The 18,037-nt window shown below is 69.6% G+C and carries 19 protein-coding genes; 2 read left to right on the forward strand and 17 right to left on the reverse strand.

What is annotated here, in order from left to right; translation table 11 throughout:
• Nucleotides 1–13 precede the first annotated feature (13 nt).
• Entirely contained in the window at nucleotides 14–601 is a 588-nt protein-coding gene (locus tag ACIRQ7_RS01720) for a hypothetical protein (protein ID WP_404259095.1), read from the reverse strand.
• Nucleotides 602–763: 162 nt separating this feature from the next.
• On the opposite strand from ACIRQ7_RS01720, the gene ACIRQ7_RS01725 reads away from it, so the two are divergent.
• On the forward strand, nucleotides 764–2,014 hold the full coding sequence (locus tag ACIRQ7_RS01725; protein ID WP_404259097.1) for a sensor histidine kinase: 1,251 nt from the start codon (nucleotides 764–766) through the stop codon (nucleotides 2,012–2,014).
• Complete coding sequence (locus ACIRQ7_RS01730) at nucleotides 2,011–2,694, forward strand: response regulator (protein WP_404259098.1); 684 nt, start codon at nucleotides 2,011–2,013, stop codon at nucleotides 2,692–2,694. Before ACIRQ7_RS01725 ends, ACIRQ7_RS01730 begins: the two co-directional genes overlap by 4 nt.
• Nucleotides 2,695–2,718: 24 nt before the next feature.
• Here the strand turns inward: ACIRQ7_RS01730 and ACIRQ7_RS01735 are convergent, their stop codons facing one another.
• The 16 genes from ACIRQ7_RS01735 to prfA all read right to left on the reverse strand — a co-directional run bounded on the left by ACIRQ7_RS01735 (nucleotide 2,719) and on the right by prfA (nucleotide 17,923).
• Nucleotides 2,719–3,168, reverse strand: a complete 450-nt coding sequence (locus ACIRQ7_RS01735) for a DUF2550 domain-containing protein (RefSeq protein WP_401463051.1) — start codon at nucleotides 3,166–3,168, stop codon at nucleotides 2,719–2,721.
• 148 nt (nucleotides 3,169–3,316) lie between these two features.
• Nucleotides 3,317–3,700 carry a F0F1 ATP synthase subunit epsilon gene (locus ACIRQ7_RS01740; protein ID WP_393896960.1) on the reverse strand — a complete coding sequence of 128 codons (384 nt, stop codon included), beginning with the start codon at nucleotides 3,698–3,700 and terminating at the stop codon, nucleotides 3,317–3,319.
• Between the two features lie 108 nt (nucleotides 3,701–3,808).
• Nucleotides 3,809–5,251 carry a F0F1 ATP synthase subunit beta gene (atpD, locus tag ACIRQ7_RS01745; protein ID WP_404259100.1) on the reverse strand — a complete coding sequence of 481 codons (1,443 nt, stop codon included), beginning with the start codon at nucleotides 5,249–5,251 and terminating at the stop codon, nucleotides 3,809–3,811.
• 5 nt (nucleotides 5,252–5,256) lie between these two features.
• Entirely contained in the window at nucleotides 5,257–6,183 is a 927-nt protein-coding gene (locus ACIRQ7_RS01750) for a F0F1 ATP synthase subunit gamma (protein WP_404259102.1), read from the reverse strand.
• A 20-nt stretch (nucleotides 6,184–6,203) separates the two neighbouring features.
• Nucleotides 6,204–7,796 (reverse strand): F0F1 ATP synthase subunit alpha, encoded by a 1,593-nt coding sequence (atpA, locus tag ACIRQ7_RS01755; protein WP_404259103.1) that lies wholly within the window; start codon nucleotides 7,794–7,796, stop codon nucleotides 6,204–6,206.
• A 209-nt stretch (nucleotides 7,797–8,005) separates the two neighbouring features.
• Nucleotides 8,006–8,821: a F0F1 ATP synthase subunit delta gene (locus ACIRQ7_RS01760; RefSeq protein WP_404259105.1), complete on the reverse strand. Its 816-nt coding sequence runs from the start codon at nucleotides 8,819–8,821 to the stop codon at nucleotides 8,006–8,008.
• Nucleotides 8,818–9,384, reverse strand: a complete 567-nt coding sequence (locus tag ACIRQ7_RS01765) for a F0F1 ATP synthase subunit B (RefSeq protein WP_401463039.1) — start codon at nucleotides 9,382–9,384, stop codon at nucleotides 8,818–8,820. The genes ACIRQ7_RS01760 and ACIRQ7_RS01765 overlap by 4 nt, the downstream gene beginning before the upstream one ends.
• A 40-nt stretch (nucleotides 9,385–9,424) precedes the next feature.
• Nucleotides 9,425–9,685 carry an ATP synthase F0 subunit C gene (atpE, locus tag ACIRQ7_RS01770; RefSeq protein WP_227049434.1) on the reverse strand — a complete coding sequence of 87 codons (261 nt, stop codon included), beginning with the start codon at nucleotides 9,683–9,685 and terminating at the stop codon, nucleotides 9,425–9,427.
• Between the two features lie 77 nt (nucleotides 9,686–9,762).
• Nucleotides 9,763–10,560, reverse strand: coding sequence for a F0F1 ATP synthase subunit A (gene atpB, locus ACIRQ7_RS01775; RefSeq protein ID WP_401463783.1), 798 nt, complete (start codon nucleotides 10,558–10,560; stop codon nucleotides 9,763–9,765).
• Between the two features lie 279 nt (nucleotides 10,561–10,839).
• Entirely contained in the window at nucleotides 10,840–11,277 is a 438-nt protein-coding gene (locus tag ACIRQ7_RS01780) for a hypothetical protein (protein ID WP_401463037.1), read from the reverse strand.
• Nucleotides 11,278–11,566: 289 nt separating this feature from the next.
• Nucleotides 11,567–12,904, reverse strand: a complete 1,338-nt coding sequence (locus ACIRQ7_RS01785) for an MraY family glycosyltransferase (RefSeq protein WP_401463035.1) — start codon at nucleotides 12,902–12,904, stop codon at nucleotides 11,567–11,569.
• Between the two features lie 110 nt (nucleotides 12,905–13,014).
• On the reverse strand, nucleotides 13,015–14,391 hold the full coding sequence (glyA, locus tag ACIRQ7_RS01790) for a serine hydroxymethyltransferase (RefSeq protein WP_404259108.1): 1,377 nt from the start codon (nucleotides 14,389–14,391) through the stop codon (nucleotides 13,015–13,017).
• 106 nt (nucleotides 14,392–14,497) lie between these two features.
• On the reverse strand, nucleotides 14,498–15,175 hold the full coding sequence (locus tag ACIRQ7_RS01795) for a protein-tyrosine-phosphatase (protein WP_404259110.1): 678 nt from the start codon (nucleotides 15,173–15,175) through the stop codon (nucleotides 14,498–14,500).
• Nucleotides 15,172–15,819 carry an L-threonylcarbamoyladenylate synthase gene (locus tag ACIRQ7_RS01800; protein WP_401463029.1) on the reverse strand — a complete coding sequence of 216 codons (648 nt, stop codon included), beginning with the start codon at nucleotides 15,817–15,819 and terminating at the stop codon, nucleotides 15,172–15,174. The genes ACIRQ7_RS01795 and ACIRQ7_RS01800 overlap by 4 nt, the downstream gene beginning before the upstream one ends.
• A gap of 70 nt (nucleotides 15,820–15,889) precedes the next feature.
• Nucleotides 15,890–16,735 carry a peptide chain release factor N(5)-glutamine methyltransferase gene (gene prmC, locus ACIRQ7_RS01805; protein WP_404259112.1) on the reverse strand — a complete coding sequence of 282 codons (846 nt, stop codon included), beginning with the start codon at nucleotides 16,733–16,735 and terminating at the stop codon, nucleotides 15,890–15,892.
• A 108-nt stretch (nucleotides 16,736–16,843) separates the two neighbouring features.
• Entirely contained in the window at nucleotides 16,844–17,923 is a 1,080-nt protein-coding gene (gene prfA / locus ACIRQ7_RS01810; protein WP_404259113.1) for a peptide chain release factor 1, read from the reverse strand.
• Nucleotides 17,924–18,037 lie beyond the last annotated feature (114 nt).

The raw sequence follows: 18,037 nt of genomic DNA on the forward strand, positions 1-18,037 counted from the left end.
CGCCGGGGCGCCGTCAGCGCAGCGACTTCTGCTGCCGCCGGGGTGCTTCCCCGGCGGCCCCGTCCGGGCGCGGATCCTTCTTCTGCCAGATGAGGTAGGTGAGCGCGATCAGGCCGTGGATCACGAGGATGCGCAGGGTGGTGGCCTGCCAGCCGCGCAGCGACGCGGTGTTGCCGCCGTCGCCGACGTACCAGATCGCGATCTGCAGCAGGCCCGCCGCGACGGCCACCATCAGCACCGTACGCAGCCACAGCTTCCCCTCGTGCCGGGCGCGGGCCAGGCCGTGGCGCGGGGGCTTGGCAGGCGGGGGCCCGCCGGCGAAGCGGTGTGCGACGTGCCCGTCGACCCACTTGATCGTGTAGTGGCCGTAGGCGACGGTGTAGCCGATGTAGACGGCGGCCAGGCCGTGTTTCCAGTCAGCGGCGGCACCGTTCTTCAGGTCGATGGCGGTGACGGCCAGCAGGACCACCTCCAGCAGGGGCTCCATGAGGAGGACCGCGGCACCGGTGCGCGGCATCCGCGCCAGGTAGCGGAGGGCCAGGCCGCCGGCGAGCAGCACCCAGAATCCGACCTCGCAGATGATGATCAACGTGACGACCACGGCCGTCTCCTTTCCGAGCGGACACCTCCAGCCTTCCAGCGGCGAGCTGCCGGAACGTCGTCGCACCAGACGATCCGCGCTGCATCTTTCGATGTAGCGGCGGCCCCGCGGAACCGTCCGTACGTGGAGGCGCCGGCCCGCCGCGGCGTGTTTGATGGAGAGGTGACCGCCCACCCCCTCGCCGCCCTCGGCCGACCGCACCGCGCCGACGCGCTGATCGCGGGCGGCGGGCTGGCCGGCGGCCTGCTGCTGTGGCTGCTGGGTCTGCAGGGCGGCCCGCCGCTCTTCGGCCTCCCGTCGGCGCTGACGCTGGTCTCGCTGACGGTGATGTCCGCGGCGGAGCTGCTGCGCCGTACCGCCCCGGTGGCGGCGCTGGTGCTGGGGATCCCGGCGCTGGCGCTGGACATCTGCACGGGCACCCTGGTCGCCACGGTCCTGATGTTCACCGACCTGATCTACGCGGCGGTTCTCTACGGCAGCCCGGCGGCGGCCCGCCGCATCCCGTTCCACTGCGTGCTGCTCACGGTGCTGTCCACGATCGTGCTCACCGCGCTGTGGCACGATCCGCAGGTCCTGATGCTGTGCATCGCCATCGCCGTGGGCACCCTCACCCCGGCCTGGACCGGCGTGATCATCCGCAACCACCGGGACGCCGCGCAGGCCGCCCGGCTGCGGGCCGAGCAGACCGCGCTGCTGGCCGAGATGGACCGCAGGCAGGCGGTGACCGGCGAGCGGACCAGGATGGCGCGCGAACTGCACGACATGGTCGCCAACCACCTGTCCGCCATCGCCATCCACTCCACGGCGGCGCAGTCCATCGACGACCCGGCGGCGACCCGTGAGGCACTCGGGGTGATCCGGGAGAACAGCGTGCAGGGTCTGGCCGAAATGCGCCGCCTCATCGGGCTGTTGCGGGATCCGAAGGCGCCGGGCGGTGGCGACGAGCCGGCCGCCACGCCCACCCTCGACGGGCTCGACACGCTGATCACCCAGGCCCGCGCCAGCGGCGCGAGCAGCGGCCTGACCTTCACCCTGGACGACACCCGGCGCGCGGACGGGGCGGAGCTGAGCCCCAGGATGGCCGCCCCCGTCGAGCTCGCCGCGTACCGCATCGTCCAGGAGTCACTCACCAACGCCCTCAAGCACGCGGCACCCGGCGAGGTCCGGGTACGCATCGACCACGACCACGGGGTGGCGCTCACCGTCACCGTCATCAGCCCGTTCGGCGAACGGCCCGGACCGCGCGCGCCCGGCTCCGGCGCCGGCCTGGTCGGGATGCGGGAGCGGATCGCCCTGCTGGGCGGCGCGTTCGAGGCCGGTCCGGGCAACGGCCCGGACGGCCGGGTCTGGCTGGTGCGGGCGGAGATGCCCGTCCCCGAGGAGGAACGGCGACCGGAGGAGAAACGACCATGACAGGCGCACCGGCACAGCCGATCCGGGTCCTCGTCGCCGAGGACCAGTCCGCCGTGCGGGCCGGCCTGGTGCTCATCCTGCGCTCCGCCCCCGACATCGAGGTCGTCGGCGAGGCGGTGGACGGCGAGGAGGCGGTACGGCTCGCGCGCGAGCTGCGGCCCGCTCTCGTCCTCATGGACGTCCAGATGCCCCGGCTCGACGGTGTCTCCGCCACCCGCCGGATCGTCGCCGAGCACCTGGCGGACGTCCTCGTACTGACCACGTTCGACCTGGACGAGTACGTCTTCGGGGCGCTGCGCGCGGGGGCGGCCGGCTTTCTGCTCAAGGACACCGACGCGGCCGCCCTGCTGACCGCGGTGCGCACCGTGGCCGCCGGCGAGGGCCTGATCGCCCCCGCGGTGACCCGCCGTCTGATCGCGGAGTTCGCCGGTACGGCGGCGCGGCAGACACCGGAGGGGGACGGCCCGGATCCGGCCGTGCTGGACGCGCTGACCCGCCGCGAGCGCGAGGTACTGGGCTGTCTGGGGCGAGGGCTGTCGAACGCCGATATCGCGACCCGCCTGGCGATGGCCGAGGCCACCGTGAAGACGCACGTCAGCCGGCTGCTGGCCAAACTGGAGCTGCGCAGCAGGGTCCAAGCGGCAGTGCTCGCCCAGGAGTTGGGCGTGGAGGCGCCGTAGGACGACGCGGCGGGAGCCTCTTGGTCAGGCCACGTTGACGCGTTGCCCCGGAGGTGCCGCCTCCAGCCAGGCCAGGAAGCCGGTGAGGGCGTCCTCGCTCATGGCGAGTTCCAGGCGGGTGCCGCGGTGGCTGCAGGCGAGGACGGTGGAGTCGGAGAGCAGCGCCAGTTCTTCCTCACCCTGGGGGGTGCGGCGCTGCACCACCTCGATGGCGGAGCGCTCCAGGACGCGGCGGGGCCGGGGGGCGTAGGAGAAGACCCGGAACCATTCGATGCGGTCGCCGTTGTAGCGCGCCACACCGTAGATCCAGCCCTTGCCGCTGGGGTCGCTCTCGTGCTCGGGTACGTCCCAGCGCAGGCTGCAGTCGAAGGTGCCGCCGGACCGTTGGATGAGCCGTCGCCGTAGTCCGAAGACGAACAGTCCCAGCAGCACCAGTACCACGACCGCGCCGCTCACAAGCAGAGCGAGGACCATCTCGACCGACCTCCTCGCCTCGGTGGGGGTACCCCCGCCGCCGTTCGGGCGTGGGGGAGGAATCGCACCTGCATTGCCTCAGCCGCGGGCCGCTCCGGAGTGTTCCGGGGCAGCCCGCGGCTGAGGATCGATCTCGTCGGGACGGGGTTCAGTGAACGCCCGTCACCGCACGCAGACGGACATCGGCGCGGCGCTCGGCGGCCGCGTCGGCCTCCGACTTCGCCCGCTCCAGTGCCCGCTCCGCGCGCTGGACATCGATCTCGTCCGACAGTTCGGCGATCTCCGCGAGCAGAGACAGCTTGTTGTCGGCGAACGAGATGAAGCCGCCGTGCACGGCGGCGACGACGGTGCCGTCCCCGCTTTCGCCGGTCGTACGAATCGTCACCGGGCCCGACTGCAGCACGCCGAGCAGCGGCTGATGTCCGGGCATGACGCCGATGTCGCCCGACGGGGTGCGCGCGACGACAAGGCTGGCCTCGCCGGACCAGACCTGACGGTCGGCTGCGACCAACTCGACGTGCAGCTCAGCCACGATGGCTCCTCGGGTCTCCACCTGCCTGGCTCGGCAGATGCTGGGTCAAATACTAGTGGTCGTACGTCCCGGGGGCGGCCAGGGCCACCCCCGGGACGGGAGCACGGGTCAGGAGACGCCGAGCCGCTTCGCGTTGGCCTCGAGGTCCTCGATGCCACCGCACATGAAGAACGCCTGCTCGGGGAAGTGGTCGTAGTCGCCGTCCGCGATCGCGTTGAACGCGGTGATCGACTCGTCGAGCGAGACGTCCGAGCCGTCGACACCGGTGAACTGCTTCGCCACGTGGGTGTTCTGCGACAGGAACCGCTCGATACGACGGGCGCGGTAGACGGTGAGCTTGTCTTCCTCGCCGAGCTCGTCGATACCCAGAATCGAGATGATGTCCTGGAGGTCCTTGTACTTCTGCAGGATCGTCTTGACGCGCGAAGCGCAGTCGTAGTGGTCCTGCGAGATGTAGCGGGGGTCCAGGATCCGGGACACCGAGTCCAGCGGGTCGACCGCCGGGTAGATGCCCTTCTCCGAGATCGGGCGCGACAGAACGGTCGTCGCGTCCAGGTGGGCGAAGGTGGTGGCCGGCGCCGGGTCGGTCAGGTCGTCCGCGGGGACGTAGATCGCCTGCATCGAGGTGATCGAGTGACCACGGGTCGAGGTGATGCGCTCCTGGAGGAGGCCCATCTCGTCCGCCAGGTTCGGCTGGTAACCCACCGCGGACGGCATACGGCCGAGCAGCGTGGAGACCTCAGAACCCGCCTGGGTGTAGCGGAAGATGTTGTCGATGAAGAACAACACGTCCTGCTTCTGCACATCGCGGAAGTACTCCGCCATGGTCAGACCGGCCAGCGCGACCCGCAGACGGGTGCCCGGCGGCTCGTCCATCTGACCGAAGACCAGGGCGGTCTTGTCGATGACGCCCGACTCGGTCATTTCCTCGATGAGGTCGTTGCCCTCACGGGTGCGCTCGCCGACACCGGCGAACACCGACACACCGTCGTGGTTGTTGGCCACGCGGTAGATCATTTCCTGGATGAGGACGGTCTTGCCGACGCCCGCACCACCGAACAGACCGATCTTGCCGCCCTTGACGTACGGGGTCAGCAGGTCGATGACCTTGACGCCGGTCTCGAACATCTCGGTCTTGGACTCGAGCTGGTCGAAGCTCGGGGCCTTGCGGTGGATCGGCCAGCGCTCGGTGATCTCCGACTTGGCCTCGGGCTTGTTGAGGATCTCGCCGAGGGTGTTGAAGACCTTGCCCTTGGTGACATCGCCCACGGGGACGGTGATCCCGTTGCCGGTGTCGACCACCGGGGCCTGGCGGACCAGGCCGTCGGTGGGCTGCATGGAGATGGCGCGGACCAGGCCGTCACCCAGGTGCTGGGCGACCTCCAGGGTCAGCGTCTTGAGCTTGCCCTGCTCGGCGGGGTCGGCGACCTCGACGTGCAGCGCGTTGTAGATCTCGGGCATCGCGTCGACGGGGAACTCCACGTCGACGACCGGGCCGATGACCCGCGCGACGCGGCCCGTAGCCGTGGCCGTTTCAACAGTGGTGGTCATAGTGGTCAGTCACTCCCCGCGGTCGCGTCGGCCAGAGCACTGGCACCACCGACGATCTCGCTGATTTCCTGGGTGATTTCGGCCTGTCGGGCCGCGTTGGCAAGCCGCGAGAGCGACTTGATGAGGTCTTCTGCGTTGTCGGTCGCCGACTTCATCGCACGACGCGTGGCGGCGTGCTTGGAGGCGGCGGCCTGCAGGAGCGCGTTGTAGATCCGCGACTCGACGTACCGCGGCAGCAGCGCGTCGAGAACGTCCTCGGGCGACGGCTCGAACTCGAAGAGCGGAAGGATCTCGTCCTTGGTGGACTTCTCCGCCTCGTCCGTCTCGTCCTGCTTGTCGAGGCTGAGCGGCAGCAGCCGGTCGTCGACCGGCGTCTGCGTCATCATCGACACGAATTCGGTGAAGACGATGTGCAGCTCGTCCACGCCGCCCTCGGCCGTGTCCTTCTGGACCGCAGCGATCAGCGGTCCGGCCACGGCCTTGGCGTCCGCGTACGTCGGACTGTCGGTGAAGCCGGTCCACGACTCCGCGACCTCGCGCTCACGGAAGGCGTAGTACGACACACCCTTGCGGCCGACGATGAAGCTGTCGACCTCTTTGCCCTCGGCCTTGAGACGCTCGGTGAGCTTCTCGGCGGCCTTGATGGCGTTCGAGGAGTAGCCGCCGGCCAGGCCGCGGTCGCTCGTGATGAGCAGCACCGCGGCGCGCGCCGGCTTGTCCACCTCGGTGGTCAGGGCGTGCTGCGTGTTCGAGCCGGTGGCAACCGCTGTCACCGCGCGGGTCAGTTCACTCGCGTACGGCGTCGATGCCGCCACCTGGCGCTGCGCCTTGACGATGCGCGAGGCGGCGATCATCTCCATCGCCTTGGTGATCTTCTTGGTCGCGGTGACGGAGCGGATGCGACGCTTGTAGACCCGGAGCTTGGCTCCCATGGATCAGGTCCCTTCCGTCGTCACTTGGTGGTGCTGACCGGAGCGTCCTCACCGAGCAGCTTGCCGTCCGAGGTCTCGAACTGCTGCTTGAAGGTGGCGACGGAGTCGGAGAGGACCTGGATGGTGTCGTCGGACATCTTCCCGCCCTCGACGATGCTGGTCAGCAGCTCCTTCTTCTCCCGGTTGAGGTAGTCGAGCAACTCCCGCTCGAAGCGGCGGATGTCCTCGACCGGGACGTCGTCCATCTTGCCGGTGGTACCGGCCCAGACGGAGACGACCTGCTCCTCGACGGGCATCGGGGCGTACTGGCCCTGCTTGAGCAGCTCGGTCATGCGCTGACCGCGGCCCAGCTGTGCCTTGGACGCCGCGTCCAGGTCGGAACCGAAGGCGGCGAACGCCTCCAGCTCACGGAACTGGGCAAGGTCCACACGAAGCCGGCCGGAGACCTGCTTCATGGCCTTGTGCTGGGCGGAGCCACCGACACGGGAGACCGAGATACCGACGTTCAGCGCCGGGCGCTGGCCCGCGTTGAACAGGTCGGACTCAAGGAAGCACTGACCGTCGGTGATGGAGATGACGTTGGTCGGAATGAACGCCGACACGTCGTTCGCCTTGGTCTCGACGATCGGCAGACCGGTCATCGAACCGGCACCGAGCTCGTCGGAGAGCTTCGCGCAGCGCTCCAGCAGACGCGAGTGCAGGTAGAAGACGTCGCCCGGGTAGGCCTCGCGGCCCGGCGGACGGCGCAGCAGCAGGGACACGGCGCGGTAGGCGTCGGCCTGCTTCGAGAGGTCATCGAAGATGATCAGGACGTGCTTGCCGGCGTACATCCAGTGCTGGCCGATGGCCGAACCGGTGTAGGGCGCCAGGTACTTGAAGCCCGCCGGGTCGGACGCCGGGGCGGCGACGATGGTGGTGTACTCCAGGGCGCCGGCCTCCTCCAGCGCACCGCGCACGGACGCGATGGTGGAGCCCTTCTGGCCGATGGCGACGTAGATGCAGCGGACCTGCTTCTTCGGGTCGCCCGAGCGCCAGTTGTCGCGCTGGTTGATGATCGTGTCGACGGCCAGGGCAGTCTTGCCGGTCTGGCGGTCACCAATGATCAGCTGACGCTGGCCGCGGCCGATCGGCACCATCGAGTCGACGGCCTTGTAGCCGGTCTGCATCGGCTCGTGGACCGACTTACGGACCATGACGCCCGGAGCCTGCAGCTCCAGGGCGCGGCGGCCCTCGGACTCGATCTCGCCGAGGCCGTCGATCGGGTTGCCCAGCGGGTCGACGACGCGGCCGAGGTAGCCCTCGCCCACGGCGACCGAGAGCACCTCACCGGTGCGCTGCACCGGCTGGCCCTGCTCGATACCGCTGTACTCGCCGAGGACGACCGCACCGATCTCGCGCTCGTCCAGGTTCAGTGCGAGACCGAGCGTGCCGTCCTCGAACTTCAGCAGTTCGTTCGCCATCGCCGAGGGGAGGCCCTCGACATGCGCGATGCCGTCACCGGCATCACTGACCGTGCCGACCTCTTCGCGCGAGGCCGCGTCCGGCTTGTACGCCTGGACGAAGTTCTCCAGCGCGTCCCGGATCTCCTCCGGCCGGATCGTGAGCTCCGCCATCTGGGTTCCCTGCTCTCCTTGTTGGGCCCGAAGTTACTTGCGGGTGTCTGGGGGGCCGTCCCCCCAGGGGGTTTCCGCCTACGGCCCAACTCGGGCCGCCGTCGTGCTTGTGCTGTGTCCCCGGTGGTGCTTCCGGACCGCAGCCGGACCTCTCGGTCCGGCCGGCCCGGCACTCCGCCGGCTGTGCAGCTCTTGAGTTGGTGGCTGGGTCAGCCGGCCATCCGCCGGGCCGCCTCGTCGAGGCGATCCGCGATGGTGCCGTTGATGACCTCTTCGCCGATCCGCACCTGGATGCCGCCGAGGACCTCGGGGTCCACGTCGAGGTTCAGGTGGATCTGCCGTCCGTACACCTTCGCGAGCGAGGCGCCGAGGCGCTGCCGCTGTACATCGCTGAGGGGCACCGCGGAGGTGACGACCGCGATCATCCGGCCGCGACGGCTCGCCGCCAGCTTGGAGAGGGCGTCGAGCCCCGCTTCCAGGCTACGACCTCGCGGCGCTCCGACAAGACGCGTCACCAGTCGCTCGGTGACCGGGTTGGCCCGGCCGCCCAGCAGCGAGTGCAGCAGCGCGGCCTTGGCCGAGCCCTGCGCGTTCTGGTCGGTCAGCGCGCTGCGCAGCTCGGAGGTCGAGGTGACGATCCGGCCGAACCGGAACAGCTCGTCCTCGACGTCGTCGAGCTGACCGGCCCGCTGTGCGGCGATCAGGTCGGCGCTGTAGGCCAGCTCCTCGACCCCGTCCGCCAGGTCACGCGAGCGCGACCAGCGGGACCGGACCATGCCGGCGACGAGATCGGCAGTCGGCTCGCCGACCTGGTTGCCGAGCAGTCGCCGTGCCAGCTCGGCTCGCGCCTCGCCGGTCTGCGCCGGGTCGGTCAGGACCCGACGCAGCGACACCTCGCGGTCGAGCAGAGCGGTGACGGCAGCCAGCTCCTCGGCGAGCTTCGCGGCGTCGACGGAGCTGCTGTCCGTCAGCGCGTTGAGTCGCTCGCGTGCGGAGGCGAGTGCCTCGCGGCTCGCTCCGTTCATCGGCCGGCCTCAGCCTTCGTCGCGTCCGACGCCGCCTTGGCCTCGATCTCGTCGAGGAAGCGGTCGATGGTCCGGCTCTGCCGGGCGTGGTCCTCGAGGGACTCGCCGACGAGCTTGCCGGCCAGGTCGGTGGCAAGCTTGCCCACGTCCTGACGCAGCGACTGCGCGGCCTGCTTGCGGTCCGCCTCGATCTGGGCGTGACCGGCAGCGATGATTTCCTCACGCTGCCGCTGGCCCTCGGCGCGCATCTCGGTGATGAGCGTCGCGCCCTGCTCCTGCGCCTCCTGGCGCAGACGCGCGGCCTCGTGGCGGGCGTCGGCAAGCTGTGCCCGGTAGTCCTCGAGCACCTGCTGAGCCTCGGCCTGCTTCGCCTCGGCGTCCTCCATGCGGCCTTCGATCGACGCCCGACGCTCGTCCAGAACCTTGTTGATGTTCGGGAGGAGCTTCTTGGCGAGGAAGCCGAAGACGATGAAGAAGGCGATCAGGCCGATGACCAGCTCTGGAATCGGCGGGACCAGGGGGTTCTCAGGAACCTCCGCCGCCATGTTCACCAGGGCGTTCACATCAGTGCCTTCCGTCTGAATCGAATGTCGATGGTTTCGTTTACTTGTAAACGAAGCCCATGACGATGCCGATCAGGGCGAGCGCCTCACAGAAGGCGAAACCCATGATCTGGTTGGTGCGGATCAGGCCGGCAGCCTCGGGCTGACGGGCCAGGGCCTGGGTGCCGTTACCGAAGATGATGCCGACGCCGACGCCGGGGCCGATCGCGGCGAGACCGTAACCGATCGAGGCGACGTTGCCGACGACGTTGGTCTTGGCAGAGCCGGCGGCGAGGTTGACCATTTCGAGAGCAGCGGACATGCCGTTACTTCCTTCTCATTTCACGGACCGGTGGGGGTTGGCCACCGGACAGCTGTTGGGCTGGGAGACGAGGGTGCTCAGTGCTGCTTGGCGAGCGCGCCCTGGACGTAGTTGCAGGCCAGGAGGACGAAGACATACGCCTGGACGGCCTGGATGAAGAGCTCGAACGCGGTCATCACAAGGGTCATCACGAAGGACGCCCCCGCGTAGACGATTCCGATGCCGTTCAGCATGTACCAGCTGGCGATGGTGAACAGCAGGATCAGCAGGTGCCCCGCGAACATGTTCGCGAAGAGCCGGACCGCGTGCGTGAAGGGGCGGATGATCAGGTGCTGGAGCAGCTCCAGGACCATGATCAGCGGCAGCACCCAACCGAGCGACTTGTCGTAGCCGCTGATGTTCTTCAGGCCGCCGACGAAGCCCTGCTTCTTGAAGGTCAGGAACAGCCAGAGGACGTAGACCACGAGGGCGAGGCCCACGGGGAAGGCGATCACCGACGTCACCGGGAAGGCGAAGAGCGGGATCACCGACCACAGGTTCATGATCCATACGAAGAAGAACAGCGCGACCATGAAGGGGACGTATTTCTCGCCCTCCTTCTTCCCCAGCGCGTCATAGACGAGGCCGCGGCGCACGAAGTCGTACCCCGCTTCGCCGACCATTTGCAGCTTTCCGGGGACGATCTTCGCCTTGCCGAACGCGGCCCAGAAGAACCACACAACGACGACGGTGCTGAGGAAAGCCAGCAGCATCGGCTTGTTGAACTCGAAGCCACCGACCGTGAAGAGGGGTTCGAAGACGAACGAATGAAGACCCGGGGCCTCGAAGCCACACCCCGGAATAAAGAGGTGGCACTCCGTGTCGAAGGCGAGCATCGTTTCAGCACTCACCGCGGGCTCCTTCAGCGTGGCGCATGGGTACGGCAACCTCGTTGTGTCGGCGCGGCGTTGAGCCACGGTGCGGCACTGGACTGGTCTTGCGGATGTGGGGGCGGCTGGTCGGCGCTGGGCCGGGTCGGATCACAGGCATGGGCCGTGAGGACTGCCCGTTCCATCCCGTGGAACCGGTGCGCTCAGCCGCCTGCGCCAACTGTGCCGCAGTTGGCACCGGACGATAGCAGGCCCGCATGGGGGCTTTTATTCCGGCCCTACGTGTCACGTCGGCGACCCCGCCGTCTCCGCCTTCTTCGCTTCCGCGGAGTCGGGGTCGACGTACAGGATCTTCGCCTTCATGTGACCGCGGGTCTGTGCCGCGATCCACACGAGAGTGGCGCCGAGCAACGTGAACGCAAAAGCCTTTGTATCGAAGAGCGTTGTGTCCTTGAACGTCAGAAGGAAGACAAGGACGAGCAGAATCTGCACCGTGTACAGCATGAGTCCCATCATCTGGAACAGCTGCGGGTGATTCCGCGCGGTGCTTTGCAGGACGACGAGCCCTGCGCCCATCACCAGGATCACCAGCGCGGTGCCGATGACGGCGCCGATCGCTCCCGTCCCGCCCGCGACCACAGCGCTGACGGCAACGGCGATGGCGCCGATGGCGAGCGTGGGCACAACGGCGTGAAGGAGAAGTCGGGCGTCATTCGACTGCATGGCGGCGCTCCGGCAAGGGGTGGGGGTTTCTGTCGTCAGGGACGAGCGTAGTCCCGGCCTGAGGCGGAGCCTGAGGCCAAAAGACCGTCGCACAACGGCCCTTCGGCTCTATCGCCGGGTTTCGTGAACGGTATCACAAACTATTTGATGAGGTCTTTACCTGTTCGTGTGGACCCTGTCACACCTGAGCGTGAACCTGCGCGTTGGTGCACTGACGGCCGGGCTTTTGTCTGCTATAGGGTCAACCGACCCGTTTTCTGACGCCCGTTGGAGCGACCGGAAACGTGGATCAGCGGTGACTGTCCGCCCGCCGGCGGCCGACGAAGCGTGACCGGTCACCGATCGCGGTGGCGCCGTGGATGCCCGCGGGCACCGGTTCGGGCTCCTCGTCGGGCACTCCGGTGTCCACACCGTCCGCCATCAAGGCCTCCTCGTCGGACCCCAGGACGACCCGGCGGTAGCGCGGCGGCACCAACCGCTCCGCCCAGCGCGGGGCACGCGGAGTGAAGCGCGGCAGCAGGAGCAGCACCAGGCCGACCGCGCTCAGCAGCACGATGCCGAGCACGATCCACATGCTGGCGTTGTTCACCGAGTACGCGACCGCGCCGAAGGCGATCAGCGCCGACCAGAAGTACATGATCAACACGGCGCGGCTGTGCGAGTGCCCGATCTCCAGCAGCCGGTGGTGGAGGTGCCCGCGGTCGGCCGCGAACGGCGACTGGCCGTGCCACGTACGCCGGACGATCGCCAGGATGAGGTCGGCGACCGGGACCGCGATGATCGTCAGCGGCAGCAGCAGCGGGATGTAGACCGGCACCATCGCGTGCGTCGCCTCACGCAGACCGCCCGCCTTCAGGTTGAGCAGGTCCGGGTCGACCTGGCCGGTGACCGAAACCGCGCCGGCGGCCATCACGAGGCCGATCAGCATCGATCCGGAGTCGCCCATGAAGATCCGCGCCGGGTGCATGTTGTGCGGCAGGAAGCCCAGGCACATGCCCATCAGAACGACCGAGAACAGCGTTGCGGGCGCGGCCGCCTCGATGCCGTAGCCGAACCACATCCGGTACGCGTACATGAAGAACGCCGCGGCGGCGATGCACACCATGCCGGAGGCCAGGCCGTCCAGACCGTCGACGAAGTTCACCGCGTTGATGGTGATCACGACCAGTGCGACGGTGAGCAGCGTGCCCTGCATCGGGGTCAGCGAGACGGTGCCGACGCCGGGGATCGGGATCCACAGGATCGTCAGGCCCTGGAGGACCATCACGCCCGCGGCGATCATCTGGCCGCCGAGCTTGACCAGCGCGTCCACGCCCCACTTGTCGTCCAGGACGCCGAGGATCCAGATCAGCGCGGCGCCGGAGAGCAGCGCCCGCGGCTCGTTGGAGTTGGCGAAGACGCTCTTGAGGTTGGTCAGGTGCGAGGCGACCAGCAGCCCCGCGCACAGCCCGCCGAACATCGCGATGCCGCCGAGTCTCGGTGTCGGCTCGCGGTGCACATCGCGGGCGCGGATCTCCGGCATCGCCCCGGCCGCGATCGCGAACTTCCGCACCGGCCCGGTCAGCAGGTAGGTCACCGCGGCCGTGACGCACAGCGTCAGCAGGTATTCACGCACGGGCTGCCCCATTGGTTTCGCTGGCCATCACAGCCACACACCATATGCGCGTCAGCCCCTTGTCCGTGAATACAGGGGGAGACGCAGCCGGGCCGCGCAGGGTTCCCAGCGGTTTTTGGCCGTCAGTCGTGATCGGGATAAGGCGGAAAACGGTGGACCAATGCGACGGTCCGCGCCCGGGTGGCGCCGTCCTCGCGCAGCGCCCCCGCGATCAGCTCGGCGACCTCGCGCATCTCGTCCTCGCGCATGCCCTGGGTCGTCAGCGCCGCGGTGCCCAGGCGGACACCCGTCCGGCGTACCGTGTCCCCGGGCGCCTCGGCGCACGGCAGGGCGCAGGTGTCCAGGACGATCCCGGCGGCGGCCAGCCGGCCCCGTGCGGTGCGGGCGTCCAGGTCGAGCGGGGCGGTGTCGGCGGTGATCAGGTGGGTGTCGGTGCCCCCGGTGGTGATCGTCAGCCCGTGTCCGGCCAGCTCGTCGGCGAGTACGGCGGCGTTGGCGGTGACCTGGTGGGCGTACGCGCCGAAGGCCGGGGTGGCGGCCTCACCGAAGGCGACGGCCTTGGCGGCGACCGCGTTCATCTGGGCGCCGCCCTGGGTGAAGGGGAACACCGCGCGGTCGATGCGTTCGGCGAGCTTCGCGCCGCACAGGATCAGCCCGCCACGCGGCCCGCGCAGCACCTTGTGGGTGGTGGCGCACACCACGTCCGCGTACGGAACGGGGCTGGGCGCCGCTCCCCCGGCGATCAGCCCGGTCGGATGGGCGACGTCCGCGATCAGATAGGCGCCGGTCTCGTCGGCGATGTCGCGGAACGCGGCGTAGTCGATGTGCCGGGGGTAGGAGATCGAGCCGCAGACGATGGCCTTGGGGCGGCGTGCGCGGGCCAGTGCGCGGATCGCGTCGTAGTCGAGGAGTCCGGTGTCCTCGTCGACGCCGTAGCCGACGAAGTCGAACCAGCGGCCGGAGAAGTTGGCAGGCGACCCGTGGGTGAGGTGTCCGCCGTGCGGGAGGGACATGGCCAGGACGGTGTCCCCGGGGCGCAGCAGGGCGGCGTAGGAGGCCAGCACGGCCGAAGACCCGGAGTGGGCCTGGACGTTGGCGTGTTCGGCGCCGAACAGGGCCTTGGCGCGTTCGACGGAGATCCGCTCGGCGAGGTCCACGATTTCGCAGCCGCCGTGGTGGCGGGCGCCCGGGTATCCCTCGGCGTATTTGTTGCCGAGCGGGGAGCCGAGGGCGGCGAGCACGGCGGGCGAGGTGAAGTTCTCCGCGGCGATCAGCTGGAGTCCGTCGCTCTGCCGGGCGCTCTCCCCCAGCAGGACGCCGGCGATCTCGGGGTCCTCGCGCAGCAGCGCGGCGAAGTCGGGGGCGCCGGGCGGGCGGGTGGCGCCGTCGCGGGCGGCGGCCTGGGCCCATTCCTCGACGGTCAGCTCACCGCCGGGGCCGGTGGCCGGGACACGGGTGGCGGGAGTGTCGCTGCGGGGTGACGCGGTGATGGCGGGCATCGCTGGCTCCGGGCCTCGTACGGGGACGTAGTCCCAATGTAGGCGCGGCGTGGCGATCGGGCGCGGTGTGCGGGCCGGTCGGGCGGCGGGCGCCCGGAGGCGGGCGTCAGGCGCGGGCGGGCAGACCGGTGAGGGCCGTGACGACCGGGTCGAGCGCCTGGTTGATCTCGTCGCCGATGGAGCGGAAGAACGTGATGGGGGCGCCGTAGGGGTCGTAGACCTCGTCGGACTCGGGGTTGGGCGCCAGCAGCCAGCCGCGCAGCGCGGCGGCGGCGCCGACCAGCGCGCGGGCACGCTCGACGAGCCCGCCGTCCGGCAGGCCCGGGTCGGGCTCGGGCAGCGTGGCGGGGTCTATCGCACGCACCAGCCGGTTGAATTCCTTGAGCGTGAAGGTGCGCAGTCCCGCGGAGTGGCCCATGGAGATGACCTGGGCGCGGTGGTCGCGGGTAGCGGTCAGCACCAGGTCGGCGCGGATGACGTGCTCGTCGAGCAGCTCACGGCCGAGGAAGCCGGCCGGGTCCGCGCCGTAGTCGCCGAGGACGGTCGCGGCGTGCGCCTCCATGGGGGCGCCTTCGTGCCCCCAGGTGCCGGCGCTCTCCACGAGCAGCCCGCCGCTGCACGCCTCGCCGAGGCGCACCTCCAGGGCACGGCGGTGCAGCCGCTCGGTGATCGGCGAGCGGCACACGTTGCCGGTGCTGACGTGGAGGATCCGAAAAGGGGGTGCTGGGGGGAAAAGGGTGTCGTCGCCCGCTCCCGCTATGCCACGCCCCAGGGGCGCCATCAATTGGCCACCTCGAGCTCGGGTACGACCTTGCGCAGCTCTTCCGCGCTGATCGCGCCCTCACGCAGCAGCACCGGGGTCTTGCCGGTGACATCGACGATCGAGGACGGTACGGCGGCGGGCGTGGGGCCGCCGTCCAGGTAGACGGAGACCGAGTCGCCGAGCATCTCCTGGGCGGCGTCGCAGTCCTGCGGGGAGGGGTGGCCGGTGAGGTTGGCGCTGGAGACGGCCATCGGGCCGAAGTCGGTGAGCAGCTCGATGGCGACGGGGTGCAGCGGCATCCGGACCGCGACCGTGCCGCGGGTCTCGCCGAGGTCCCAGGTCAGCGACGGCTGGTGGGTGGCGACGAGGGTGAGTGCGCCGGGCCAGAAGGCGTCGACCAGCTCCCAGGCCTGCTCGGAGAAGTCGGTGACCAGGCCGTGCAGGGTGTTCGGGGATCCGACGAGGACCGGGGAAGGCATTCCGCGGCCGCGGCCCTTGGCTTCCAGGAGGTCGCCGACGGCCTCGGCGCTGAAGGCGTCCGCCCCGATGCCGTAGACGGTGTCGGTCGGCAGGACGACCAGCTCGCCGCGGCGGACGGCCGACGCGGCCTCACGCAGACCGGTCGCGCGGTCGGTCGCGTCGCTGCAGTCGTATCGCCGTGCCATCAGCTGTCTCCCTCGTGCGGAACGGTTACCTCGGGTGCGGGGCGCGCATCCGTCGTCGATGCGGGGCGCGTCATGGCGTCGCCCGGCGCGCGGTGGCGAAGCGGGGCCGGTTGTTGAGATCGGGGTGATCTGCCGCATCCGCCCACCCCTTCTCCTCCGTGAAGATCCAGGGCACCTGCCCACCCTGGGTGTCGGCATGCTCGACGACGACCAGACCGCCGGGCCGCAGCAGGCGGTTGGCGGTCCGCTCGATGCCACGGATGGTGTCCAGGCCGTCCTCGCCCGAGAACAGCGCGAGCTCGGGGTCGTGGTCGCGTGCCTCGGGTGCGACGTACTCCCACTCGGTCAGCGGGATGTACGGCGGGTTGGAGACGACCAGGTCGACCTGCCCGTCCAGTTCGGGAAACGCGGTCAGCGCATCACCGTGCTGAAGAACGACGCGGGACCCCTCGACGTTCTTGCGGGCGTACTGGAGAGCTTCCTCGGACAGCTCGACGGCGTGTACGCGCGAGCGGGGCACTTCCTGCGCCAGGGCGAGGGCGATGGCCCCCGAGCCGGTGCACAGGTCGACGATCAGCGGTTCGACGACGTCCATGGCGCGCACTGCGTCTATCGCCCAGCCGACGACCGATTCGGTCTCCGGGCGGGGCACGAACACCCCTGGCCCGACGTGGAGTTCGAGGTAGCGGAAGAAGGCGCGGCCGGTGATGTGCTGGAGTGGTTCGCGGGCCTCACGGCGGGCGATGGCCTCCCAGTAGCGGGCGTCGAAGTCCGTGTCGGGGACCGTGTGCAGCTGGCTCCGCTTGACGCCGTGCACATGAGCGGCGAGCTCCTCGGCGTCGAAACGCGGTGAGGGCACGTCGGCGTCGGCCAGCCGCTGGGTGGCCTGGGCCACCTCGGCGAGCAGCAGATTCACGGGCCTTCCTCCTGATGCGCTGCGTCTTCGTTGTGCGGGTCGCCGTCGATCGGCCGGGGCCCGGGGAGCGAGTCCCCGGATGCGTCCGTGGCCGGTACGTACAGGGTCTTACTGGGCGGCGGCGAGCTTGGCGGCCGAGTCGGCATCCACGCAGGCCTGGATGACCGCATCGAGCTCACCGTCGAGCACCTGGTCCAAGTTGTACGCCTTGAAGCCGACCCGGTGGTCCGAGATGCGGTTTTCCGGGAAGTTGTACGTACGGATGCGCTCGGAGCGGTCAACCGTTCGGACCTGGCTGCGGCGGGCGTCCGACGCTTCCTTCTCGGCCTCTTCCTGGGCGGCGGCCAGCAGCCGGGAGCGCAGGATGCGCATGGCCTGCTCCTTGTTCTGGAGCTGGCTCTTCTCGTTCTGGCAGGAGACGACGATGCCGGTGGGCAGGTGGGTGATGCGCACGGCGGAGTCGGTGGTGTTGACGGACTGGCCGCCGGGGCCGGAGGAGCGGTAGACGTCGATCCGCAGGTCGTTGGGGCCGATCTCGACCTCGACCTCCTCGGCCTCGGGCGTGACGAGCACGCCGGCGGCGGAGGTGTGGATGCGGCCCTGCGACTCGGTGGCGGGCACCCGCTGGACGCGGTGCACCCCGCCCTCGTACTTCAGCCGTGCCCAGACGCCCTGGCCGGGCTCGGTGGCGCCGCCCCCGCCCTTGGTCTTCACGGCGACCTGGACGTCCTTGTAGCCGCCGAGGTCGGACTCGTTGGCCTCGAGGATCTCGGTCTTCCAGCCGGCCCGCTCGGCGTAGCGCAGGTACATCCGCAGCAGGTCGCCGGCGAACAGGGCGGATTCCTCGCCGCCCTCGCCGGCCTTGACCTCGAGGATGACGTCCTTGTCGTCGCTGGGGTCACGCGGAACCAGCAGCAGCCGCAGCTTTTCGGTGAGGGTCTCGCGCTGGGCGTCGAGTTCCTTGACCTCGTCGGCGAAGTCCGGGTCGTCCGCGGCGAGTTCGCGCGCGGTCTCCATGTCCTCGCCGGTCTGCTTCCAGGAACGGTAGGTCGTGATGATCGGGGTCAGCTCGGAGTAGCGCTTGTTGAGCCGCATGGCCTCGCGCTGGTCGGAGTGGACCGCGGGGTCGGCCAGCCGCTTCTCAAGATCGGCGTGCTCGCCGATCAGTTCCTCGACCGCCTCGAACATCGTTGGGGTTCCTTAGCTGACTGGTGTTCCGGGGGCCGGCAGCGGTGCGGCGGGGCCGCGGCATCCCGGACCCCCGGCCGGGTCCGTGGCCTGGACGACAAAACGCCGGTCCGG

Origin of the sequence: Streptomyces sp. NPDC101393 (assembly GCF_044767385.1) — a bacterium.
Taxonomy (GTDB): Bacteria; Actinomycetota; Actinomycetes; order Streptomycetales; family Streptomycetaceae; genus Streptomyces.